21 protein-coding genes, 1 tRNA gene and 2 pseudogenes are annotated in these 22,245 nt (G+C 70.0%); 8 read left to right on the top strand and 16 right to left on the bottom strand.

The features are described 5' to 3' along the window. Positions 1–32 precede the first annotated feature (32 nt). The 3 genes from F9B16_RS06295 to F9B16_RS06285 form a co-directional block, all read right to left on the bottom strand. Complete coding sequence (locus F9B16_RS06295; RefSeq protein ID WP_151538977.1) at positions 33–524, bottom strand: SMI1/KNR4 family protein; 492 nt, start codon at positions 522–524, stop codon at positions 33–35. Between the two features lie 386 nt (positions 525–910). Beyond that, a complete protein-coding gene (locus F9B16_RS06290) occupies positions 911–1,324 on the bottom strand; it encodes a hypothetical protein (protein WP_151538975.1) in 414 nt (137 codons plus the stop codon). 124 nt (positions 1,325–1,448) lie between these two features. Next, positions 1,449–2,801 (bottom strand): AAA family ATPase, encoded by a 1,353-nt coding sequence (locus F9B16_RS06285; protein ID WP_225991412.1) that lies wholly within the window; start codon positions 2,799–2,801, stop codon positions 1,449–1,451. Positions 2,802–4,114: 1,313 nt separating this feature from the next. On the opposite strand from F9B16_RS06285, the pseudogene F9B16_RS52475 reads away from it, so the two are divergent. Then, positions 4,115–4,384, top strand: a pseudogene (locus F9B16_RS52475) (helix-turn-helix domain-containing protein); the annotation flags it as partial. Between the two features lie 278 nt (positions 4,385–4,662). Beyond that, complete coding sequence (locus F9B16_RS52470) at positions 4,663–5,874, top strand: tyrosine-type recombinase/integrase (protein WP_225991411.1); 1,212 nt, start codon at positions 4,663–4,665, stop codon at positions 5,872–5,874. 121 nt (positions 5,875–5,995) lie between these two features. On the opposite strand, the gene F9B16_RS06270 is transcribed toward F9B16_RS52470, so the two are convergent. Continuing rightward, positions 5,996–6,077, bottom strand: a tRNA-Tyr gene (locus F9B16_RS06270). A 151-nt stretch (positions 6,078–6,228) separates the two neighbouring features. Between F9B16_RS06270 and F9B16_RS06265 the strand changes: the two genes are divergently transcribed. Next, complete coding sequence (locus tag F9B16_RS06265) at positions 6,229–6,717, top strand: YajQ family cyclic di-GMP-binding protein (protein WP_151538969.1); 489 nt, start codon at positions 6,229–6,231, stop codon at positions 6,715–6,717. Positions 6,718–6,776: 59 nt separating this feature from the next. On the opposite strand, the gene F9B16_RS06260 is transcribed toward F9B16_RS06265, so the two are convergent. Then, a complete protein-coding gene (locus tag F9B16_RS06260) occupies positions 6,777–7,061 on the bottom strand; it encodes a helix-turn-helix domain-containing protein (protein ID WP_151538967.1) in 285 nt (94 codons plus the stop codon). Between the two features lie 35 nt (positions 7,062–7,096). Here F9B16_RS06260 and map point away from each other — a divergent pair, with 35 nt between their 5' ends. After that, the gene (gene map, locus F9B16_RS06255) at positions 7,097–7,864 is read left to right on the top strand and encodes a type I methionyl aminopeptidase (RefSeq protein WP_151538965.1); all 768 of its coding nucleotides are present in this window, start codon (positions 7,097–7,099) and stop codon (positions 7,862–7,864) included. Here map and htpX read toward each other — a convergent pair. The 7 genes from htpX to F9B16_RS06220 all read right to left on the bottom strand — a co-directional run bounded on the left by htpX (position 7,861) and on the right by F9B16_RS06220 (position 15,177). After that, positions 7,861–8,715: a zinc metalloprotease HtpX gene (htpX, locus tag F9B16_RS06250; protein ID WP_151538963.1), complete on the bottom strand. Its 855-nt coding sequence runs from the start codon at positions 8,713–8,715 to the stop codon at positions 7,861–7,863. The two genes, map and htpX, sit on opposite strands and share 4 nt — an antisense overlap. An 89-nt stretch (positions 8,716–8,804) precedes the next feature. Then, entirely contained in the window at positions 8,805–10,295 is a 1,491-nt protein-coding gene (locus tag F9B16_RS06245; RefSeq protein ID WP_151538961.1) for an NADH-quinone oxidoreductase subunit N, read from the bottom strand. Further along, a complete protein-coding gene (locus F9B16_RS06240) occupies positions 10,295–11,797 on the bottom strand; it encodes a complex I subunit 4 family protein (protein ID WP_318839217.1) in 1,503 nt (500 codons plus the stop codon). Before F9B16_RS06240 ends, F9B16_RS06245 begins: the two co-directional genes overlap by 1 nt. Next, entirely contained in the window at positions 11,794–13,770 is a 1,977-nt protein-coding gene (locus F9B16_RS06235; RefSeq protein ID WP_318839216.1) for an NADH-quinone oxidoreductase subunit 5 family protein, read from the bottom strand. The genes F9B16_RS06240 and F9B16_RS06235 overlap by 4 nt, the downstream gene beginning before the upstream one ends. Then, positions 13,767–14,153 carry an NADH-quinone oxidoreductase subunit NuoK gene (gene nuoK, locus F9B16_RS06230; RefSeq protein WP_151538959.1) on the bottom strand — a complete coding sequence of 129 codons (387 nt, stop codon included), beginning with the start codon at positions 14,151–14,153 and terminating at the stop codon, positions 13,767–13,769. The genes F9B16_RS06235 and nuoK overlap by 4 nt, the downstream gene beginning before the upstream one ends. Then, a complete protein-coding gene (locus tag F9B16_RS06225; protein ID WP_404800477.1) occupies positions 14,153–14,626 on the bottom strand; it encodes an NADH-quinone oxidoreductase subunit J family protein in 474 nt (157 codons plus the stop codon). Before F9B16_RS06225 ends, nuoK begins: the two co-directional genes overlap by 1 nt. A gap of 56 nt (positions 14,627–14,682) precedes the next feature. Continuing rightward, positions 14,683–15,177 carry a 4Fe-4S binding protein gene (locus tag F9B16_RS06220; protein WP_225991410.1) on the bottom strand — a complete coding sequence of 165 codons (495 nt, stop codon included), beginning with the start codon at positions 15,175–15,177 and terminating at the stop codon, positions 14,683–14,685. A gap of 588 nt (positions 15,178–15,765) precedes the next feature. Here F9B16_RS06220 and F9B16_RS06215 point away from each other — a divergent pair. After that, positions 15,766–16,416 (top strand): ComEA family DNA-binding protein, encoded by a 651-nt coding sequence (locus F9B16_RS06215; protein WP_225991409.1) that lies wholly within the window; start codon positions 15,766–15,768, stop codon positions 16,414–16,416. 79 nt (positions 16,417–16,495) lie between these two features. Beyond that, entirely contained in the window at positions 16,496–17,251 is a 756-nt protein-coding gene (locus F9B16_RS06210; protein ID WP_151538953.1) for a hypothetical protein, read from the top strand. A 49-nt stretch (positions 17,252–17,300) separates the two neighbouring features. Here F9B16_RS06210 and F9B16_RS06205 read toward each other — a convergent pair whose 3' ends face one another. From F9B16_RS06205 to F9B16_RS06190, 4 genes are all read right to left on the bottom strand, one after another. Beyond that, positions 17,301–18,257 carry a complex I subunit 1/NuoH family protein gene (locus F9B16_RS06205; protein ID WP_151538951.1) on the bottom strand — a complete coding sequence of 319 codons (957 nt, stop codon included), beginning with the start codon at positions 18,255–18,257 and terminating at the stop codon, positions 17,301–17,303. After that, positions 18,250–18,900, bottom strand: a complete 651-nt coding sequence (locus tag F9B16_RS06200) for an NADH-quinone oxidoreductase subunit C (protein ID WP_151538949.1) — start codon at positions 18,898–18,900, stop codon at positions 18,250–18,252. The genes F9B16_RS06205 and F9B16_RS06200 overlap by 8 nt, the downstream gene beginning before the upstream one ends. Then, a complete protein-coding gene (gene nuoB / locus F9B16_RS54355; RefSeq protein WP_151538947.1) occupies positions 18,897–19,970 on the bottom strand; it encodes an NADH-quinone oxidoreductase subunit B in 1,074 nt (357 codons plus the stop codon). The genes F9B16_RS06200 and nuoB overlap by 4 nt, the downstream gene beginning before the upstream one ends. Before the next feature lie 106 nt (positions 19,971–20,076). Then, positions 20,077–20,448 (bottom strand): NADH-quinone oxidoreductase subunit A, encoded by a 372-nt coding sequence (locus tag F9B16_RS06190; protein WP_225991408.1) that lies wholly within the window; start codon positions 20,446–20,448, stop codon positions 20,077–20,079. A 407-nt stretch (positions 20,449–20,855) separates the two neighbouring features. Between F9B16_RS06190 and F9B16_RS06185 the strand changes: the two genes are divergently transcribed. Both F9B16_RS06185 and F9B16_RS52455 read left to right on the top strand, forming a co-directional pair. Further along, positions 20,856–21,929 (top strand): hypothetical protein, encoded by a 1,074-nt coding sequence (locus F9B16_RS06185; RefSeq protein ID WP_225991407.1) that lies wholly within the window; start codon positions 20,856–20,858, stop codon positions 21,927–21,929. A gap of 117 nt (positions 21,930–22,046) precedes the next feature. Further along, positions 22,047–22,245: pseudogene (locus tag F9B16_RS52455) on the top strand (hypothetical protein); the annotation flags it as partial.

Genomic DNA, 22,245 nt, shown 5'->3' with positions numbered 1-22,245 from the left:
TCCGAACTTCGGCCCGTATTCGGCACACCGAGCTAGCCGGTGGCGGGGACGAGTCTCTGGACGAACGATCGGAAGTCTGCCGCCAGCCAGAGTTCGGTTTCTAGATCGGCATCGATCCAGGCAACAGACGGCTCGCCCTGTCGCCCGCTTGCGCGGTAGTCCAGCGCTACCCAGTAGTGCCCATCACCTGACAAGAGAACAGTTGGAGACGGCAAGTCCCACTCCTGGACCAAGTACGGCGTATCGAGGAGAGACAACGTGCCTTCACGGCGACCAATCCCGAACAGGTCGGCCAAGGGGACGTGAGTGGGACTCCAAGAGTTGGGCTGGTCGGTCGTGAAGGCGTTCCAAGCATCGGCCACGAGACCACCGTTCTGGACCCTCAGGAGATCAAGCAGAGCCTGGGGAAGCCTCACCCCAAGGAGGGCCTCGGCCTCATCGATCGCCCCCGCCATCAAGGGCGGCTGAACACCATAGTCACCAGTCCCCCAGAACGAGGCTTTGACATCTCCGAACGGGGCCATACGCGCAGATTCTACGTGTCCACCTCCGCAGCCAGCCACGCTCCACCACCTGCCGTCTGTTTACAAGCAAGATCAGGTCTGTCCAGGAATGTCCCCACAAGTCCCCTGACCAGCCCCGCGCCCTCCCGTACGTCCACACCCGTCCAAGATCATCCAAGCCTGCTGTCAGCGCCACCGTTAGCACCCACGCCCGTCCCGGAGGGTGCGTCCGCGCGAACGGCGAGACGGTGCGACAGACCGCTTCGCGCGGGTGTACCCTCCGGCCCGCGGGGGGCTGGGGGCCGCGAGGCCCCCGCTTCGCTCTCGCTGGACCGCCAGCCCGCACGGCTACAGCAGATCCGTGGGTCTGCCGTCGAGCACGTATTGAAAGCCTTCTTCATAACGCGTCACCCTGCCTGCCCCAGACTTGGACGGTCCGCTATCCGAGCGCCCGATTCCAGCCACGAAACAGCAGCATCCGAAATACAATTTGGATTAACCCAAACAATTGCAAAGACTTCAATGCATTGCGGGGCGACAATTCGAAGCATATCTCTCATTTTGTCGTCACACGAAGCAACTATCATATCGGCCTTATTGGCGGCCGTTACAAGTAGAAGATCTTTTGTAATTGCATTCTTTTGCTTAAGATTGATATTTCCAGCATCCGCCATTTCCTCCAAAAGCTCCAACAGCTTGTTGCGCAAATCTGCTTCGCTTGTGACTATAACAATCTTTCTCTTCTGGCGCATTGCACTAAGCCATCGAGTTGCATATAGCGACTGGTGCTTGGTCCACTCTCTTTGGAGTTCGGCCGACATGACCACCTTATGTCCAACTCTGAGCATTGTATCTAGAAATTGTCGACAGTTAATCGATGTCGGATGCTCTTTAAGGCCAGCCGAACGAGCAATGGAGGTGTCCACGACTATTTTCCGGGACATTTTACTCATAGTCGTAGGCCGCGTACTCTGTGGCAGCATCCAGATACTTCGACTCGGCTTCAAGGTAAACCTCATCGAAATCTTCTGGCCAGTCCCCGAATGAGCCATCATTTTCCAGCTCTGCGGCGGTGACTGCCGTAAAACCGGTCGTCGGGTTTCGCGCGAACCAGTTAAGGCTCACATCTCGAGGCGACAAGACTCCTTGAGCGATCTTCGTCTGGATGGAGCGGATGAGCAGCGAGCTATGCGTCTCCAGAATTACCTTTACTCCACGAGATACTGCACGCGCAAGCAAATTACCGAACACAAATTGTGCTCTTGGGTGAAGATGGATCTCTGGCTGCTCTAGGTACACTATTTGCCCAGGTGACGCAGCAATGAGGGCCACAATTACTGGGAGAGTCTGGGAGACGCCGAAACCAACGTCAGCGATGTTTACGACGTCGTGAGCTCCTCCCTGGCGTGCGCGCGGCAACCGCCCTACAAGAAGCTCAACTTGAGTGTCGTCAATCTGCTTGGCTTCAACTTTCCAAGTCAAGCCAATTTCTTCGAGATCAGACTTCAGAGTAGCCAACTTGCTCTTGGCGTGGCGATTTTGCCATGCAGCAATGATACCGGCCGTATAGGTTTCAAACGTGCCGGGGTAACGACCCTCTACCGCAACTGTTCGATACGTACGCGCCGGATTACCCCTTAGAGCGGGCAAATGAATGATTCTGGATATCTCAGCTTCGATCGAATCCGTCGAGAAATCGTCATAGACGATACTAGAAAGCTTGGTAAGCACGGCAGTCCGCGAACTCGGGCCATCAGAGAACCGCACGCCGATGTCCAAGAAAGACCGATCGCGCACAACCGCCAACTGCCGGGTCCGGTCCCGGAGCCTTCGAATTATGTCTGTATAATTTTCTAGTATCGCACCCGGTATCGCTTCTCTAATCTGGTTATCGCTCATGCCCTCGCGCAGCACGAGTTTCCTATCTATATTTGGCAGCGTTCGACTCATCTCCAAAACTTTTAGATCCCCCTTGGGGTTTTTGCCGAACTTTAGTTCAATCACCTTGCCTTCCTCGTAGCCCAGGCCCAATGTGAAGCTTTTGACTTGAGAAGATCTCGTTTGGCCACGCGATAGCACTTGTTCGATCGCAGTGATGTTGACATTCGCGCCATCCAGCAAGAGCGGACCTGGATCATAAGACGCATCCAACGTCTGCTTCAGCAGGAGAAGTGGCTGAACTACGCTGGACTTACCCGAACTGTTCACACCGGCAATAACGGTCAGGTTTTTGATGTCAATCGATTGCGCATTTTGAAGTGCTTTGTAGCCTTTTACGGTGATCCTGTTTATCGTCACGATAATTCTTTCTGCCTGTGCGATGATCCGGCCCTACGCGACCGCAGCCACTCAACTTTCGCGAGTCTCCAAGATACTCGACTCTCCAGGCTCGGCCTTGAACATCCGACCCGAGTCCTGGTGCGTTGCTCGCGGCAACGCGCATGAGCCGGGAGAGCGTGATGAGATGCCAGGTGTCTCGATCAGTGGGGGTGACGGCTGCAGAGCTGGCTCGCTCGCGTCGGGACCGGCCCGGAGCGGCCGCACGCCCGGCGCGGGCGGGCCAGCGGCGACCGCGGAGCGGGCGCCCTTGAAGACGTAGAGAAAGTTCAAGACGTAGAGAAAGTTCTCATCCGGCGGTCTTGGCAGGGTGTGTCCTGTCCCGGGAGATGCTTGACACCTCTGTCCCATCACATGCTTGACGGGTGCCTGTTCGGCTTGGCTGTCGCGTGTTCGTTTGCGGGCGTCGCGTGTCAGGGAGGCCGGGATTGGCCCTGGTGGAGTTGTCGGTCTTGGCAGGGTGCTGTCTGGTCCGCGGGGGACGCTTAGCTCCTCAGGCCTGGGTGACGCGTGACAGTGCGCGATCAGGAAGGCTGGGCGCTGGTCCACTCAACGTGTTGGAGCAGGTTCCAGGAGAACACCGCCCAGAACGGGCGGGTGCATCCGTCGACGTCGCGGGCTTGGACCTTGTACTCCTCGTATGGGGGCCAGATGTCGCCATCCCCGATCGGTGGGCCGAAGCGTTCGAGGACTTCGCTACGGACCTAAGCCCAGGCGTGAAGATCGGTGTACTCGTCAGGGAGGGTGTGTGGCGCCTGGGGTGAACGGGCGAACCCGAAGTCGTGGGCCACGGGGAGGCCGGGCCTGCCGACCAGGTAGAAGACCAGGCCTGGCCACAGAGGAAGCTCGTAGGTGACCTTCGTCAGCGACGCATCGTCGGCGACGTTAGCTGGGGTCGGCTGAATGGTCTGCGATGTCAGCGGGGGGCCCGAGCAGAGCGGCGGCGTTCCCGTAGCGGCCGGCGGGCAGGAAGACGTGTTCGGTGCGTTCACGGGCCGCGATCATGTCGGCCTGCCCTGCGCCGAGGTTGCGGAGAGCGCCCTCGACCATAGGGGCGTTGCCGCGCATCCCCGACAAGATCCGCAACTTGAAGTCCCGCAGTCCTGGGGCATCGCTAGGGCTGGGCATGGTGGGGCTGGTGTCGCTCACGATCGATTGGACGTTCACCTGGCTCGAGATGTTGAGTGAGCGGCAGCTCCTGCTTCGGGCCGAAGCAAGCCCGTTGTCAGAGCATCTGGCGGGGGCCGCTGAGATTGAGCTCCTCAATCACCTCCATGGGTGTGAACGCTCCAGCTCTGCCTTGCTGTGGCTGCAGGGTGCGCGTGCGGGTGGTAGAACGCTCGGTCATGGGTGCTGAGCGGCTGCGGGAGATCGGGCAGGAGTTGCGGCGGCTGCGGCTGGCTGCTGGGTTGTCCGGTGTTGGCCTGGCCTCACGGGCCGGGGTACCTCAGCCGACGGTGTCTCGGGTGGAGACGGGGCGGCGGGTCTCCAACCCGAATGTGGTAGCCCGGTTGTTCGGTGCCCTGGAGCTTGACCCGGAAGAGTCCGAGCGGCTCGCCGAACTGGTGCGTGCGGCGTATGAGGAGACGGCGGCTCCTCGGGTTGATGCGGGGGTTTCGTTCCGGCCTGGGGCTGGCGTCGAGTGGACGCAGGGGGCTCGGGTTGTCCGGGCGTTTGGGGCGGTGGTTCTGCCTCGGCTGTTGTGGACGAGTGGGTTCGCTACCGCGGCTGAGTCGGGCGGCGAGGGTGAGGGGTTGGCTTCGCTGCTTCGGGACGAGGGGCGGCGGGTCGTCGTCGTGGTGGGTGGGGCTGCTCTGCGGACGTGGCCGGGGTCAGGACCGGCCGTCCTCTGTCCTGGAAGCGTGAGGAGGACGCAACCACCTGGTTCGCCTTCTCCCTCGACTACTGCTCGGTCAAATGGCCGTATGCATCGCCCAACCATCGGCGGGGCATCGCCGAAGCGCTCACGGACGCGACTGAGGCCCTGCTGACCACGGGCAAGGGGGCTCCGGCCGCGCCGCTGCTGCGTGAGGCTCTACGGACCTGGGCGTACAGCGCGCGCCTGCAGAACGGCGAAACCGAGCCGCCCGAACACCTGGCGTCGGCCGTCCGCTGGCTGGAGCGGAACACGGTGGACATGAACGACCTTGCGCCGGACAGGCAGGGGCCGCAGCTCGCGCGTCAGGTCCTCGACCGGCTGAGCCGTCGACAGGACGGTTCGCCGGCGGCGGGGAGCACGGCGACGCGCAAGCGGGCGACGTTCAACAACGCCATGGAGTACGCGTGTGAGCAGCGCCTTTTGCCGGTCAACCCGCTGACGCTGATCAAGTGGACGCGGCCGCGAGTGGCGCAGACGCTTGATCTTCGGGTGGTCGCCAATCCGGACCAGGCGCGGCGGCTCCTCGACGGCGTCCGTAGCCAGGGCAAGCGCGGTGAGCGCATGGTCGCGTTCTTCGCGGTCCTGTACTACGCCGCGCTGCGTCCTGAGGAAGCGGTGGACCTGCGGCGTGAGGCCCTGGTGAGCCTGCCGGATGACGGCTGGGGAGAGATGAGGCTGACCCATGCCGAACCGCGGAGCGGCTCCCGGTGGACGGATAGCGGCAAGCCGCGGGACAGGCAGCCCCTCAAGCATCGGGCGCCCGGCGAGACCCGGTCCGTGCCGATCCACCCGGAACTCGTGACGCTGCTGCGCCACCACATCAAGGAGTTCAACATCCCGGCCGGGGGCCGGCTGTTCGTCGGGCCGCGCGGCGGGATCATGACCGATCGGACGTACCTCGGGGCCTGGCGTAAGGCACGAGAGAAGGCACTGACGCCTCGTGAGGCGGCCTCGCCGTTGGCTGAGACGCCGTACGCCCTGCGGCACGCGGCCGTGTCGACGTGGCTCGGAGCGGGCGTGCCTCCCGCTCAGGTCGCCGAGTGGGCGGGGCACAGCGTGGCCGTCCTGCTGCGCGTCTACGCCAAGTGCGTGGCCGGTCAGGAGGAGGACGCCAAACGCCGAATCAGCGAAGCGACCAGGCCAAAGAGCCCCTAGAACTTCGGCACGTATTCGGCACAGACGGCCGTAGAGGGCCATAAACGATCAGAGACAGCCGGACAACACGAGAACGGCCCCTGACCAAGACTTGCCTGGTCAGGGGCCGTTCTTTGTGGTGTGGCGGGTGCAGGGTTCGAACCTGCGTAGGCTAAGCCGACGGATTTACAGTCCGCTCCCATTGGCCACTCGGGCAACCCGCCGTGGCGTCGCTCTCGCGACGGCACTGGAAAGAATAGCGGACGCGGCGAGTGGTCGTGACATCGGAGGCGGGCGGTGCGGAGCGGCGGGGGCGGGGCGGGAGTCGATACGCTCTCAGGACCGCGAAGGTGCTGCTGAGGGGAAGTGTGCGCGATGGCCGACAGCTCGTTTGACATCGTCTCGAAGCTCGACCGGCAGGAGGTCGACAACGCTCTGAACCAGGCCGCCAAGGAGGTGGCCAACCGGTTCGACTTCCGGAACGTGGACGCGGGGATCAAGTGGTCCGGGGAGAGCATCGAGATCCAGGCGAACACCGAGGAGCGGGCGAACGCCGTGCTCGACGTGCTGAAGGACAAGCTGGTCAAGCGGGGCATCTCGCTGAAGGCGATCGACCCGGGCGAGCCCAGGTTGTCGGGGAAGGTCTACAAGCTGGGCGTCGGGCTGAAGGAGGGCATCTCCCAGGAGGACGCGAAGAAGATCGGCAAGATCGTCCGGGACGAGGGGCCGAAGGGGATCAAGGCCCAGGTCCAGGGGGACGAGCTGCGGGTGAGCTCGAAGAAGAAGGACGATCTGCAGCAGGTCATCGCGTTGCTGAAGGGCAAGGACCTGGACGTCGCCCTCCAGTTTGTGAATTACCGGTAGACGCGGCGAGAGCGCGCCGGCCGCCTCCCCCGCAGAGGCGGCCGGCGCGCTCTCGTGGTTTATGACGCGGCGGCGGGCTCGTCGGTTCGCTCCGGTTCGCAGAACGGTTCGAGGCGGGCGGCGAGGGCGGTCAGGTCGAGGTCCAGGACGCGGGCCAGGGACGCGACGGTGAAGAAGGCGGGGGCGGCGATGGCGCCGCGCTCGATCTTGCGGAGGGTGTCGAGGGAGATGCCGGCGTCGTGGGCGACGGCGGCGGCGCTGCGGGGGCCGCGGGCGGCGCGGAGGACCTGGCCGAGGGCGCGGCCCCGGTCGCGCTGCTCGTCGGTGAGTGGCGTGCGGACCATGGAAGCATACTAATACTGGTATTACTATCTTCGCCATGGTGACGTACCGAAGCCCACGGGAGTGGGAGCGCATGCGGGAGGCCGGACGGGTCGTGGCCCGGATCCTGGCGGGGACGCGGGAGGCGGCGGAGCCCGGCCTGCCGGTGGCGGAGCTGGACGCGGTGGCCGGGCGGATCTTGAAGGAGCACGGCGCGACGTCGCCGTTCCTGCACTACAAGCCGAGCTGGGCGCCCGTGCCGTATCCGGCGAACATCTGCGTGTCGGTCAATGACGTGGTCGTGCACGGCATTCCGGGCAGGCGGGTGCTGAAGGACGGGGACCTGGTCTCGGTGGACTGCGGGGCGACGCTCGGCGGGTACTGCGGGGACGCGGCCGTGTCGTTCTTCGTCGGGACCGGGGACGAGTCCGGGCAGCGGCTGCTGGACGTGACGCGGACGGCGCTGGAGCGGGCGATCGCGGCGGCCGTGCCGGGGAACCGGATGGGCGACATCGCGAACGCGGTCGAGCGGACGGCGCGCGAGGCCGGCTACGGGATCATGCAGGGCTGCGGCGGGCACGGCATCGGGACGGAGATGCACGAGGACCCGCCGGTGCCGAACGTGGGCCGGGCCGGCAAGGGGATGCCGCTGCGCGAGGGCCTGACGATCGCGATCGAGCCGATGCTCCACGAGGGCGGGTCGGACGAGGCGCACACGCTGGCGGACGGCTGGTCGATCGCGACGGCGGACGGCAGCCGGGCCGCGCATTTCGAGCACACGATCGCGATCACCGGGGACGGCCCGGTGATCCTTACGGCGCTCTAGGGGCGGTCCGCCATCCGTTCGAGGCGGGCGATGCGCTCGGCGGTCGGCGGGTGGGTGGAGAACAGCTTGCCGATGCCGGCGCCGCGGAACGGGTTGGCGATCATCAGGGCGCTGGTGGTGGCGAGCTCGGGGTCCTGCGGCAGCGGCATCGCCTGGGTGCCCGCCTCGATCTTGCGGAGGGCGGACGCGAGGGCGAGCGGGTCGCCGGTGAGGCGGGCGCCGGCGGAGTCGGCGGCGAACTCGCGGGTGCGGCTGATCGCCATCTGCACGACGGCGGCGGCGACGGGGCCGAGCACCAGCATGAGCAGGGCGCCGAGGACCCCGGGGCCGTCGTCGTCGTCCGCCCGGCCGATCGGCAGGAAGATCGCCAGGTGCGACAGGTAGGTGATCACGGTGGCGATGGCGGCGGCGACGGAGGAGATCAGGATGTCGCGGTTGTAGACGTGCGAGAGCTCGTGGCCGAGGACGGCGCGCAGTTCCCGCTCGTCCAGCATGCGGAGGATGCCGCGGGTGCAGCAGACGGCGGCGTTGCGCGGGTTGCGGCCGGTGGCGAACGCGTTCGGCTGGCGGGTCTCGGAGACGTACAGCCGCGGCATGGGCTGGCGGGCGGTGGTGGACAGCTCGCGGACGAGCCGGTAGAGGACGGGCGCCTCGACCTCGCCGACGGGGTGGGCGCGCATGGAGCGCAGCGCGATCCGGTCGGAGAAGACGTAGGCGACGCCGTTGGTGCCGAGGGCGATGACCAGCGCGATGGTGAGGCCGGCGGTGCCGCCGAACGCCCAGCCGATCGCGAGCATCAGTGCCGACAGCGCAGCGATCAGTGCCGCCGTCTTGACGCCGTTGAACCGCACTCTTCGCCGCCTCCCCGTCCAGGCCCGACATGAACGACAACGGTGTGACCAGCCCCAACGTTCCCGGGGCCGGTGCGTCCCCTTCCAGGCTAGGTCGCGGCGGAGACGGTCTGGAGGACGATCTGGGGGGCGATCGAGAGCACGACCGCGCCGGCGGCGGTGGCGGCGAGGGCGGCGCGGACGGGCCATCCGGGCAGCGGGTCGGTGAAGGGGCGGACGGGCGGGGTGAAGAGCCGGACGGCCCAGGCGAGGTAGTAGTACAGGCCGATGACGGTGTTGATCGCCATGATCACGGCGAGCCAGGTGACGCCGCCGGCGACGGTGGAGCGGAACACCACGACCTTCGCGAACAGCCCCATGACGCCGGGCGGGAGGCCGGCGAGGCAGATGAGGAAGAACGCGAGGGCGGTCGCGGTGGCGGGGCTGCGGTGGGCGAGGCCGCGGAAGCCGTCCAGGGTGTCGCGGTGGGGGCGGGCGCCGCGGAGGCCGCGCCGCGCGAACCCGATGACGACGGTGAACGCGCCGAGGTTCATGACGGCGTAAAGGGCGACGTACGCGGTGGTCGCGGCGACGGCCTCGGGGAGGCGGTGGGACCCGACCGACAGGGGCGCGAGCATGTACCCGGACTGGGCGACGGACGACCAGGCGAGCAGCCGGATCGCGGTCCGCTGGCGGAGCGCGACGAGGTTGCCGAGCGTCATGGTGAGCGCCGCGAGGACGCCGATCACCGGTCCCCACACGTGCCCGTACGCGGGCAGCCCGAGGGCGAGGACGATCGCGAGCCCGGCGAATCCGGCGGCCTTCGACACGACGGACAGGAACGCGGCGACGGGCAGCGGCGCGCCGTTGTACACGTCGGGGGCCCAGAAGTGGAACGGGACGGCGGCGACCTTGAACGCGAACCCGGCGAGGACGAGGACGGCGCCGACGGCGGCGACCGGGTCCAGGTCGGACGGGACGCGGTCGAGGGCGGGCGCGATCCGGTCGAGGTGCATGGCGCCGGTCGTCCCGTAGACCAGCGAGATGCCGAACAGCATGATCGCCGTGGAGACGACGGAGACGAGGAACAGCTTGAGCGCGGCCTCGGACGCCCGCCCGTCGTAGCGGCGGAGCCCGACGAGGGCGAACACCGGCAGCGACAGCGTCTCCAGCGCGACCAGCAGCAGGACGAGGTCGCGGGCGGCGACGAGCGTCAGGGCGCCGATCACCGCGCACAGCAGCAGGAAGTGGTACTCCCCCGCCGGGATCTCCGCGTCGGTGATCTCCTGGAGGGACAGCAGCACGACGACGAGGGCCGCGGCGAGCACGATGCCCTGGAACAGCAGGGTGAAGTCGTCGGTGACGTAGGAGCAGGAGCGGGGGCCGCCGCCGCGCAGCGAGGCGGGCACGCAGAAGGTGGCGCGCCGGTCGCCGGGCGCGAGCGCGATCACCGCGACCAGCGCGGCGCCGAGGGACCCGCCGCAGGCCAGGCCGAGGACGCGGCGCGGGGCGTCGAACGCGTCGGCGAGCAGCAGCGCGAGCGCGGCGGCGGCGACGATCAGCGGCGGCGCGATCGCCGCGTAGTCGATGCCCTGGATCATCAGCCGCCTCCGAACAGCGCGCGGACCGGCGCGGCGGTCACGTCCAGCAGGGTCTTCGGCCACAGCCCGACGAGCAGGGTGAGCGCGATCAGCGGCACCCAGGCGGCGTACTCCTGGGCGGACACCACGGCTCCCGGGGCCGCCGCGGCGGCCGGCCGCGTCCCGTGCGTGATCTTGGCGAGCATGCGCAGGAAGTAGCCGGCGGTGAGCAGCGCGCCGATCCCGGCGACCGCCATGAACGTGACGAACGCGGCGCGCGGGAGGTCGGCGTGCGGGCGGTACGCGCCGACCATCGCCAGCATCTCGCCCCAGAACCCGGCGAGGCCGGGCAGCCCGAGCGAGGCGACGGACGCGAACGTCAGCACGGACGCCAGCCGGGGCGACGTGCCGAGCATGCCGCCGCCGATCGCGTCCATGTCGGTGGTGCCCCAGCGGTCCTTCACCGCTCCGGCCAGGAAGAACAGCAGCCCGGTGATCAGGCCGTGCGCGATGTTGCCGAACAGCGCCGCGTTGATCCCGACGGGGGTGAGCGTCGCGATGCCGAGCAGGACGAACCCCATGTGCCCGACGGACGAGTAGGCGATCATCCGTTTGAGGTCGCGCTGGGCGAGGCAGGCGAGCGCCCCGTAGATGATCCCGATGACGGCGAGGAGTCCCAGCCACGGCGCCCACACCTGCGCGCCGTCCGGGGCGAGCGGCAGCGCCACGCGGACGAGCCCGTAGGTGCCCATCTTCAGCAGCACCCCGGCCAGCAGCACGGACCCGACGGTCGGCGCCTCGGTGTGCGCGTCCGGCAGCCAGGTGTGCAGCGGCCACATCGGCGCCTTCACCGCGAACCCGATCGCCATCAGCGCGAACGCGGTGATCTGGACGCCGCGGGAGACGCCGGAGCCGTGCCGCGCGGCCAGCTGGACCATGTCGAGCGTGCCCGCGTTGACGGCGACCAGCAGCATCCCGGCGAGCAGCAGCCCCGATCCGAGCAGCGTGTACAGGATGAACTTGGCCGCGGCGGCGCGCCGCCCGTCCCCGCCCCACAGCATGATCACCACGTACATGGGGATCAGGACGGTCTCGAAGAACACGAAGAACAGCACGAGGTCGAGGGCGGTGAACGTGCCGATCAGCCCGATCTCGAGGACGAGCAGCAGCGCGGTCAGCAGCCGGATCCGCCCGCCCGCCGGGGGATGCCGCAGCGTGTACAGGAAGCACAGGAACGTCAGCAGCGCGGTCAGCACGACCAGCGGCAGCGAGATCCCGTCGGCGCCGAGGTGGAACCGCAGCCCGATCGCGGGCGCCCACGCCCAGTCCGCCTGGAGCTGCGTCCGGGACGTGTCGCCGAAGTCGAACGCGGTCATCGCGGACACCGCGACGAGCAGCGTCGCGGCGGACACGCCCGTCCCGAACGCCCGGACGGCGAACCCGGTGCGCAGGAACCGGTCCGCCGGGACGAGCATCGCCAGCGCCCCGAACAGCGGGATCGCCATCATCCACAGGAAGATCACCGGAAGATCACCACCAGGGCCGTGATGACGACGACGCCCGCGAGCAGGCCCGTCAGGTACGTCTGCGGGTTGCCGTTCTGCGGGATGCGCAGCAGCCCGCCGAGCCGCCGCGCGCCCCGCCCGGCCCCGACGACGGCCGCGTCGACGCCGCGCCGGTCGAACCGCACGACCCCGCGCGCGAGAGCCCGGACGGGCCGGACGACCGCCATCGCGTACAGCTCGTCCACGTAGAAGCCCCGTGCCAACACCCTGCGCGCCGGCCCGAGGGCCCCCGACGGGTCGGACGCCGGGTCGCGGTTCCAGAGCAGGAACACCGCGCCGCCGCCGACGATCAGGAGCGCGATGCCGAGCAGCGCCGGGCCGATGTGCGGCCGCAGCTCGCCCGCTCCCAGCCCGAAGAACCCGAGGATCGCCGCCGGGACGGCCAGCGCCGCGACCGTCCACGACATGATCCTCGACGGCTCGCGGATCTCGTACGTCCCGCGCGGCTCCCCGAAGAACGCCATCAGCCAGGCCCGCATCGCGTACGCCGCCGTCAGCGCGACCGTCAGCAGCAGCCCGAGGTAGACCAGCCACGCCACCCCGGAAGGCAGCGTCCTCCAATGAGGCTGGTCCTGGTAGAGGCCGAAGGAATGGGTCATGGTGACCTCACCGGCCACGGGACCGCTGTTCAGCGGGGCGTAGGCGAACCAGCCCGCCTTGGTCGTCTCGCCGCCGTGCAGGGCGGCGTGCTGGGCGGCCTCGATGACGGAGTCCTTGCTGAACCAGCCGCTGAACGGCGGGACGCCCGCGAGCGCCGCGAACCCCACCGTCATCGACCAGAACGTGACCGGCATGCCGCGCCGGAGCCCGCCGTGGTGCGCCAGCAGCGCGGACCCGGTGGTCGCGATCACGCAGCCGGCGGCGAGGAACAACAGCGCCTTGAACGCCCCATGCGTCAGCAGGTGGAAGATCGCCGCGGACTTCGCGCCGACCGCGAGCGCGGCCCCCATCACGGCGAGCTGGCTGATCGTCGAGTAGGCGAGGACGCGTTTCAGGTCGTCCTGGGCGAGGGCCGCGAGCGCCGCGCCGACCATCGAGATCACCGCGATGACGCCGAGGACGGCCAGCGCTCCCGGCGCGGCGGCGAACGCCCCGTACAGCCGCGCGACGACGTACATGCCGGCCGCGACCATCGTCGCGGCGTGGATCAGCGCGCTGATCGGCGTGGGGCCCGCCATCGCGTCCGGGAGCCAGGTGTGCAGCGGGAACTGGGCGCTCTTGCCCGCGACGCCGGCGAGCAGCAGCAGCGCGGCGGCGGTGAGCGTCGCGTCCGGCATCGTCCAGACCCGGGTCAGGACGCCGTGGATCTCGAACGTCCGCGCGCCGAGCCCGAGCACGATGATCCCGATGAGGAACCCGACGTCGCCCAGCCGCGTCACCAGGAACGCCTTGACGGCCGCGCGGGAGTTCGCCCGCTCCTCCCAGTGGTGGCCGATCAGGAAGTACGAGCAGATGCCCATGACCTCCCAGCCGGCGTACAGGACGAGGAGGTCGCCGGCGAACACCACGAGCAGCATCGCGGCGGTGAACAGCGAGATGAACGCGGCGTACGACGAGTAGCGCCGGTCGCCGTCCATGTAGGCGACCGAGTACACCTGGACGGCGAGCGCGACGCAGCAGACCATCAGCGCGACGACCGCGGACAGGCCGTCCACCTGCAGCCCGACCCGGATCGGCACGGACCCGGTGTCGATCACCGTCAGCGTGCCCGTCCGCTCGCCGGGGTCCTGCCAGACGACGAACGCGACGACCGCCGCCAGGACCAGCGAGACGGCGACCGGCGCGCAGGCGATCAGCGCGGGGCCGTCGCGCCGCGCCGACCGTCCGCCGAGCAGCCGCCCGAGCAGCCGCCCGAGCGCGGGGCCGCCCAGCATCCCGCCGAACGCGGCGAGGAACGGCAGCAGGATCGCCAGGGACGCGAGCCAGATCACGGCGCCGCCTCCTCGACCGGCTCGGCGCCGGGCTCGGTGCCGGGTTCGGACCCGGTCTCCTCGTCCGGCGCGTCGTCGGATTCGGCCAGCTCCCGGAGCCGGTCGACGTCGACCATCCGCCGGTTCCGGTACACCAGCAGGACGATCGCGAGGCCGAGCCCGACCTCCGCCGCCGCGATCACGATCGTGAACAGGGTGAGCACCTGCCCGCCGTGCAGCCGGTCGCGGAACCGCATGTCGAACGTGACGAGGTTCAGGTTCACCGCGTTCAGCATCAGCTCGACCGACATCAGGACGAGGATGGCGTTGCGCCGCGCGAGCACCCCGTAGACGCCGACGGAGAACAGCAGCGCCGCGACGACGGTCGGGTAGGCCAGATGCATCAGCCGCGTCCCTTCCGCCTGCCGGGGAGCCGGGGGCCTATGTCGGTGCGGGACAGGACGATCGCGCCGACCAGCGAGGCCAGCAGCAGCACCGACAGCACCTCGAACGGCAGCACCCACGTGCGGAACACGCTCGCGCCGAGCTCGCTCGCCGACCCGCCGCCCGCGCGCAGCGGCATCCTCTCGTCCCGGAACCCCATGACCATGACGGTGACCAGGAGCGCGGCGGTGGCGACGGCGACCGCCGCGGCGGCCCACCGGTTGCCGGAGTCGAGGTCGGCGGAGTCGCCGATCGGCGCGCGGGTCAGCATGATCCCGAACAGCAGCAGCACGACGACCGCGCCGACGTAGATCAGCACCTGCACCCACGCGACGAACTCCGCGGTCAGCACCAGGTAGCCGCCCGCGAGCGCGCCGAACGACAGCACCAGCCACAGCGCCGCGTGGACGAGCCGCCGCGTCGTCACCACCATGATCCCGGCGCCGACGGCCACCACCCCGAGCAGCGTGAAGACGATCTCCTGGCCGCTCACGGCCCGCCTCCCGGACGGTCGGGCGGCGGGCGCCGCGCGGCCCGCGCCGCCGCCTTCTCCGCCGCCGCGACCTCCTTCGGCGGCTCGGCCGCCGGGTCGTGGGCCTGCGGCGGCGGGACCGTCCACATCCACTCCCGCAGCCGCTCCTTCTCGTGGGTCAGCTCCGCGATGTCGTACTCGGAGTACTCGAACTCCGGCGACCAGAACAGCGCGTCGAACGGGCACACCTCGATGCAGATCCCGCAGTACATGCAGAGGGCGAAGTCGATCGCGAACCGGTCGAGGACGTTGTGGACGCGGGGCCGCCCCCCGCCCTCGGCGGGGACGGTCTCCTTGTGCGAGTCGATGTAGATGCACCAGTCGGGACACTCGCGCGCGCAGAGCATGCACACGGTGCAGTTCTCCTCGAAGAGCGCGATCACCCCCCGGCTGCGCGGGGGCAGATCGGGCTGCACCTCGGGGTATTGACGCGTGATGGAGCGCCGCGTCATAGTCCGCAACGTGACGGCCAGCCCCTTGGCCAGCCCACCTCCTGGCAACCGTCCCACGCGCAACATGATTGCGTACGAAACGCCGCGGTGGAACGCGGCGGGTTCGGCGTTCGTCGGACGATACGCGGGCACCCGCGGCCCGCGCTCCTGTACGCCTGCGGGCAAGGAGGACATGTGAGCCACCATGCGGACGGACAGTACGACCACGGAGCCGACCACGCCCGCCCGCAGTCCTCCACGCCTTCGGGCGCCACACCGCCGGGCGGGACGCCCGTACAGGGGACGCCGCCGGGCGGTATGCCGGTCCATCGCACCACCAAGCCGGACGGTTTCACGCCGCCGCGCGGCTCCTCGCTGCCGCCGCGTCCGCCCGTTCCGCCGCGCCCGGCCGCCGTCCCGCCCCATCCGGCCGCGCCGCCGTCTCCCTCCGCACCCCGACCGCCTTCCGCGCCCCGCCCGCCTTCCGTGCCGCGTCCGGTGCCGCCAGCGCGTCCCGTCCCGCCGGCGCGTCCCGTCCCGCCGCCAGGACGGCCGGACGCGTCCCCGACCTGGGGTTCCGGGGGGTATCCGCTGCCGCCGCTGCGTCCCGTGCCGCCGCTCCCGCCGCCGCCCGCGGAGCCGAACGGCGTGCTGTGGGCGATCATGCCGTTCCTCACGCTCGGGTTCGCGACGCCCGTGACGTTCCTCTACGCCGCCGTCAAGCGCGGCTCGTGGAACCACGGGGCCGCCGCGGCCGGCTACGGGGTCGGCCTGGTGACGGTGCTCGCCGCGCTGAGCAGCGGGAACATCCTGCTGATCGCGCTCGGCACGATCCTGCTGCTGACGCTGTGGCCCGCGGGCACGGCGCACGCGTTCGCCGTCCGGCGTCAGGTGTACCCCCGCGAGGTCCCGCGCAGCCACAACAACGAGAACGCCGTCGAGTACGCCAAGTACCGGCGGAACCTGCGCGCCGACGCCCGCGCGATCGCGGCCGACGACCCGGCCCTCGCGCACGAGCTGCGAATCGGCCGCCCCGACGTCCCGCGCGCCTACGACGACGGCGGCCTCGTCGACGCCAACCACGCCCCGGTGGAGATCATCGCGGCGCTGCCGGGGATGACGGAGGAGCTGGCCGAGCGGGTCGTCGCGCACCGGGACGAGCACGGCACGTTCGTGTCCGTCGAGGAGATGGCCGTGGACTGCGATCTGCCGCCCGCGATCATGCCGCAGCTCTCCGAGTACACGATCTTCCTTCCCTGATCTTCCGCCGATCCCGATCCGCTGTCGGCCCGGTGCGCTAGAAAGGGACGGCTGCCGCTCCCCGCCTCCGGAGGCCACCGTGCCCGATCCCGCCCCCGCCGCACCCGACGACCTCGACGACCTCGACCAGGAGGAAGAGGGCGCGGCCCACAGCTGCTGCCTGTTGGAGTTCTCGATGGGCTCCGGAGGCGCCCCCCAGGGCGACATCTTCGTCGGCACGTCCGTCGCCGACCTCGCCGCCGCCTTCGCCGGCCACTACGACGGCCGCGGCGCCGACTCCAACCTCGTGATGCGGTGCGGCGCGCTCCTGCACCTGTGGGTCGTCCAGGAGGGCGTGATCGTCGAGGGCGTCGACCTGCGCCCTTACCTGCGGACGGGCGACGCGCGGTGCGACGAGGCGCTTGCGGAGACCATCGCCGCGCAGCGGCGGGACGACGACCTGTGGGACGTCCTCGACCGGGTCATGGACCCCTACGACTTCGACGAGGCCCGCGCGCTGCCACTGCTGGCGCACGTCCTCGACCTGCACGAACGGAGCGAGGCCGGGGACGCCGACGCGGGCTCGCGCCTCGACCGGATCCTGGAGGACGCCGAGGCGGGGAAGGCGCCGGCGTCCCACGGCGGGGTGGCGGTCGAGCGGCTCGACCTCGACTGGGACGCCGTCGCCGCCGCGGCGCCGCCCCTCCGGGAGCCGGTGCTGCGGGCCGGACGGGTGCGCGTCCGCTGGGCTTCCGACGACCTCATGGAGGACCACACCTACCTCGACGACTGGGGCGAGGAGTGGGTCGAGCCCCTCCATATCGGGGCGAACGACCTGGAGAACGGCGACGGCTGACGGCCGGCGCGGGCGGGTGACCCGACGGTTCCCGGACGGAGAACGGAGGTCAGGCGAAGGCGACCTTGAGGACGCCGGTCAGCGCGAGCTGCGCCAGCGACAGCGGCACGAGCCACGCCCACGCGAGTTTCTGCAGCTGGTCCTCGCGCATGCGCGGGTAGCTGACCCTCAGCCAGATCACGCAGAACGCCAGCACGGCGACCTTGAGCAGCGTCCAGAGCCAGCCCAGCTCGGTGTCCAGGAACGGGCCCTTCCAGCCGCCGAGGAACAGCACGGCCGTCAGCGCGCACAGCACCACGATCCCGGCGTACTCCGCCAGGATGAACAGCGCGAACCGCAGCCCGCCGTACTCGGTGTACGGGCCGAAGATGATCTCCGAGTCGGCGACCGGCATGTCGAACGGCGGGCGGCGCAGCTCGGCGAGGCCCGCGACGAAGAACACCACCGCGCCGATCGCCTGCCACGGCAGCCACCACCAGCGCCATTCGCCGACGATGCCCTGCAGCGACAGCGTGCCCGCCGCCATCGCCACCGACGACGCCGCGAACACCATCGGCAGCTCGTAGGACATCAGTTGCGCGGCGACCCGGATCCCGCCGAGCAGCGCGTACTTGTTCGCGCTCGCCCAGCCCGCCATGATCGCGCCGATCACGCCGATGCCCATCACCGCGAGCGCGAAGAACACCCCGACGCCGAGGTCCAGCGCGACCTGCCCGCCCGGCCCGACCGGCACCACGATCAGCACCAGCAGGTACGGGACGAGCGCGACGCCCGGCGCCAGCTTGAACACCCACCGGTCGGCGTCGCGCGGGACCACGTCCTCCTTCTGCGCGAACTTCACGCCGTCCGCGACGAGCTGCGCCCAGCCGTGGAAACCGCCCGCGTACATGGGGCCGAGGCGGCCCTGCATGTGCGCCATCACCTTGTGCTCGGCCTGCCCGACCAGCAGCGGCAGCAGCGCGAACGCCGCCGCGACCAGCACCAGCTTCCCGATGATCTCAAGCATCCGGGCCCCGCTCCCGCGGCGGGCGCCGCGCGTCCGGCTCGTCCGGCTCCTGCGGCGGGCGGCCCGCGGTCCGGCGGCGCTCGGCCACCTCCGCCCACGGGCCCTCGTCGGGCACGCCGGGCGGGCGGACGCGGCGGCGGCTCGGCGCGCCGTGCCCGGACTCGCCGGGCTCCTTCGCGCCCGGCCACGGCTTCGCGACCCGCGCCGCCAGCACGAAGTCCTTGCGCAGCGGATGCCCCTCGAACCCGTCCGGCAGCAGCAGCGGGACGAGGTTCGGGTGCCCCTCGAACCCGATGCCGAACATCTCGGCCGTCTCCCGCTCGTGCCACGCCGCGCCCCGGAAGACGCCGGTCGCGGTCGGCAGCGACGGCGCGTCCCGCGGCACCCGCGTCCGGACGAGGAGGTGGTGGCGCCGCTCCAGCGAGTAGACGTGGACGACGACGGCGAACCCCTCGTCGAGCTCGTCCACGCCGGTCAGCCAGTCGAAGAAACCGCAGGCCAGGTCGTCGCGGGCGAAGGTGAGCGCCTCCACCCAGCGGTCGGCCGGCACGCCGACGGACAGCCCGCCGGCGGTCTCCTCGGTCGTCACGCCGTCGCCGAACCGGTCCGTCCAGGCGGCGGCGAGCTCCGCGGGGGCGCTCACCGGTCCCGCCCGATCTCGTCGTCGTTCCCGTCGTCGGCGAGCCCCGGGATGATCGACGGGTCGTGCTCGTCCCGGCGCCGCCGCTGCGGTTCGGCGGCGGGCTCGTGCTCGGTGGCCGGGATCGGCCGCGTCTCGTCGTCGGGCCGGGCCATGCCGGGCTCCGGTTCCGGTTCCGGTTCGGCGGCGGGCAGCGGCCTGGTGTCGCCCTCGGCGGGCGGCGCATCGACTTGCGGTTCGACGGGCGGTACGGGGCGCGTCTCGTCGTCCGGACGCACCGCCGCGGCCTCGGTCTCGGGCGCCGGGACGGTCGGCGGCTCGGCGGGCGGAAGCGGGCGTGTCTCGTCGGCGGCCCGCGGTTCGGCGTCCGGCGCGGGCGCGGGCGCGTCGACCGGCGGCGGAACGGGACGCGTCGTATCCGAAGCGGACGGCTCGTCCGGCGCAGATGGCTCTTCGGACGCGGATGGCTCTTCCGGCGCGGGGGGCTCGGCGGGCGGCGGCTGGAGGGGGCGGCGCAGGACGGTGGCCGAGAACGGCCGCGGCGCGGGCGGCGGGCTCATCGGGTCGCCGCCGTCGTAGCGGTCGCCGAGCGACTCGGCGGCGATCTTCTCCTGGAGGTGGACGATGCCCTGCAGCAGCGCCTCGGGGCGCGGCGGGCAGCCCGGCACGTACACGTCCACCGGGATGATCTGGTCGACGCCCTTGGTGACGCAGTAAGAGTCCCAGTACGGGCCGCCGCAGTTGGAGCAGGCGCCGAACGAGATCACGTACTTCGGCTCGGGCATCTGCTCGTACAGCCGGCGGACGGCGGGCGCCATCTTGTCGCTGACGGTGCCGGACACGACCATCAGGTCGGCCTGGCGGGGGCCGGGCGCGAACGGGATGACGCCGAGCCGGATGAAGTCGTGCCTGCTCATCGAGGTGGCGATGAACTCGATCGCGCAGCAGGCCAGGCCGAAGTTGAAGACCCACAGCGAGTAGCGGCGGCCCCAGTTGAGCACGAACTTGACCGGCTTGGGGGCGAGCCGCGACAGCGGTCCGACGCTCGGCGGCGGGAGATCGATGGTGCCCACGCATGCATTGTTACAGCCCGGACGGGCCCTGCCGGAGGCCTCGGGCGCCGAGCCGCCGGCTCAGAGCGGGCACGGCCGGAGGTTCAGAGAGGGCACGGCCGGCGGCTCAGAGCCAGGACAGGACGCCCTTGCGGCCCGCGTAGAGGAGCCCGACGGCGAGGAAGCCCAGGAAGACGAACATCTCGCCGAGCGTGGTGGCGCCGTAGCCGGGGGCGGAGAAGACCGTCGCCCAGGGGAAGAGGAACACGGCGTCCACCGCGAAGACGACGTACAGGTAGGCGAAGACGTAGTAGCGGATGTAGGAGTGCGCCCAGCCGTCGCCGACCGGGTCGACGCCGCACTCGTAGGTGGTGAGCTTCTCCACAGTCGGGCGGTGCGGACGGAGCATCCGGTTCGCGGCGAGGCCGCCGCCGACGATGCCGCCGCCGGCGATCACCAGCGCGGCAAGCGCGACATATGAGTCGAAATAGTTATGCACCGCCACCCTCCCGTCCGCGTCCAAGCAAGTATCCCCGAAAGGGGCGTGCGGAGTGTGGCGTCGTACCTCCACCTCGGTGGATCACAATGCCATCGTTTTGCTGCACACTAGGGAATGCATTGGGGTCAGTTGACCTGGAAGGACGTGACCGGATGAGCAACCCTCCGCCGAACCCGGGCTGGGAGAACCCGGGTGGTGCCTCCTGGCCGCCTCCGCCGCCGCCTGCGGGGCCCGGCGCTTCCCCTGGTCCGGGCGGCCCCGGCTACCCGGGTGGCCAGGGCATTCCGGGCGCTCCGGGCGGTCCCGGCGCGCCGCCGCCCGGCGGGTATGGCGGTCCCGGCGGCCCCGGCACGCCGCCGCCGTTCTTCCCGCCGCCCCCCGGCCCCACCGGGCCGATGGGTCCCGGCATGCCGCCGCCCAAGCGCAGCAGCGGCCCGCTGATCGCGGCGCTCGTCGGCGGCGCGGTCGTGGTGATCCTCCTCATCGGCGTCGTCGTGTTCGTGGTGGCGGCCAACGGCGGCGGCAAGTCGCCCGAGGAGAAGCTGAAGGCCGCGGCCGACTCCATGGCCGCCGAGCGCGTCGTCGGGCTGAAGGGCGACTTCGGCGGCGGCGCCGACAACATCGAGGGCCAGCTCGACGTGACCAAGGGCGGCCGCGCGACCGGCCCGGTCACCTGGAACAGCGACAGCGTCACGCTGCTGTCGGCCGACGGCAAGCTGTTCCTGAAGGCCGACGCCTCGTACTGGCGCGACCAGATCGAGAGCACCGAGGGCACGCCGTACTACCTCGGCAGCGGGCAGCAGTGGGGCCGGCTGAGCGCCGACAAGCTCGACATCGACTTCAAGCAGGAGCTGTCGCCGACCGCGCTCGCGGCCAAGCTGCGCGCCGCCGCGACCGCCAAGGTCAAGCCGCTGAAGACGACCTGGGCCGGCAAGAAGGCGCTGAAGTTCACCACCTTCACCTCGACGCTCTACATCACCGACGCCGACGACGCGCAGCTGCTGCGCTACGAGGCGACGACGCCGCGGGTGGCGCTGGACGTGACGCCGAAGTCCTCGTCCGAGGCGTCCACGGTCATCTCCACCATGCGGACCAGCATGGGCGACCTGAAGAACTCGTTCGACGCGTCGGCGCGCCCGTCGGTCGACGAGTGGAAGAAGGGCGGCTGCAACAGCAACTCCGGCTGCACGGTCGAGGCCAAGATCCGCCCGCCGTACGGGGCGTCCACCCCGGTGACGGTCGACGTCCGGTTCAACATCACCGCCGGCACGCTGACCGGCAAGGACCTCGGCAACTGCACCGACACCATCACGATGAACGACTCGAGCTCGGTGTGGGCGAGCTGCCGGATCGCGACCGCGGCGTGGCAGAGCTGGGCCAAGTCCACCGGCGGCACCTTCTACAAGCACGCGCAGTACAAGGTGATCGGCGCCACTCCGTCGGAGGTCGCCTCGCTGCAGAGCGGGCTCGACAGCGAGTGAGCCCGCAGGTCGGGGCGGGCGGCGCGGAGGCCGGCCGCCCTGGCCGATGTGGTGTTATGCCCGGCGATGCACGGTTTCCGGTCCGGCCGCTCGCATCGTCGGGCATCCTTATGGCTTGTGAGCGCTGATCAGGACGACCCTTCTCCGGAGTCCGAACCTGCCCGGCCCGCACCGGACGACGTCCTCGTCGCCGGCGGCCCGCCCCGGACCGCACCCGCCACGCCGCCGCCGTCGCCGGCCGCGCCGCAGGCTCCCGGCGCCACCGCGCCGGACGGCCTCCCGCACCACGGCCCGGGCGCCGGCATGCCCGCACAGG

Origin of the sequence: Actinomadura montaniterrae, assembly GCF_008923365.1 — a bacterium.
In the GTDB taxonomy this organism is placed as follows: domain Bacteria; phylum Actinomycetota; class Actinomycetes; order Streptosporangiales; family Streptosporangiaceae; genus Spirillospora; species Spirillospora montaniterrae.
Note: the sequence above shows the minus strand (reverse complement) of the source record. Positions and strands in the feature narration are given on the sequence as shown.

Bases quoted from the DNA above. Each gene is read 5' to 3' on its own strand.
- F9B16_RS06295 (WP_151538977.1), bottom strand. From the start codon at position 524: ATGGCCCCGTTCGGAGATGTCAAAGCCTCGTTCTGGGGGACTGGTGAC.
- F9B16_RS06220 (WP_225991410.1), bottom strand. From the start codon at position 15,177: ATGACGCGGCGCTCCATCACGCGTCAATACCCCGAGGTGCAGCCCGAT.
- F9B16_RS06260 (WP_151538967.1), bottom strand. From the start codon at position 7,061: ATGGTCCGCACGCCACTCACCGACGAGCAGCGCGACCGGGGCCGCGCC.
- F9B16_RS06265 (WP_151538969.1), top strand. From the start codon at position 6,229: ATGGCCGACAGCTCGTTTGACATCGTCTCGAAGCTCGACCGGCAGGAG.
- F9B16_RS06290 (WP_151538975.1), bottom strand. From the start codon at position 1,324: ATGTCGGCCGAACTCCAAAGAGAGTGGACCAAGCACCAGTCGCTATAT.
- F9B16_RS06185 (WP_225991407.1), top strand. From the start codon at position 20,856: ATGCCGCCGCCCAAGCGCAGCAGCGGCCCGCTGATCGCGGCGCTCGTC.
- nuoK (WP_151538959.1), bottom strand. From the start codon at position 14,153: ATGCATCTGGCCTACCCGACCGTCGTCGCGGCGCTGCTGTTCTCCGTC.
- F9B16_RS06245 (WP_151538961.1), bottom strand. From the start codon at position 10,295: ATGATCCAGGGCATCGACTACGCGGCGATCGCGCCGCCGCTGATCGTC.
- F9B16_RS06205 (WP_151538951.1), bottom strand. From the start codon at position 18,257: ATGCTTGAGATCATCGGGAAGCTGGTGCTGGTCGCGGCGGCGTTCGCG.
- map (WP_151538965.1), top strand. From the start codon at position 7,097: ATGGTGACGTACCGAAGCCCACGGGAGTGGGAGCGCATGCGGGAGGCC.
- F9B16_RS06225 (WP_404800477.1), bottom strand. From the start codon at position 14,626: ATGGTGGTGACGACGCGGCGGCTCGTCCACGCGGCGCTGTGGCTGGTG.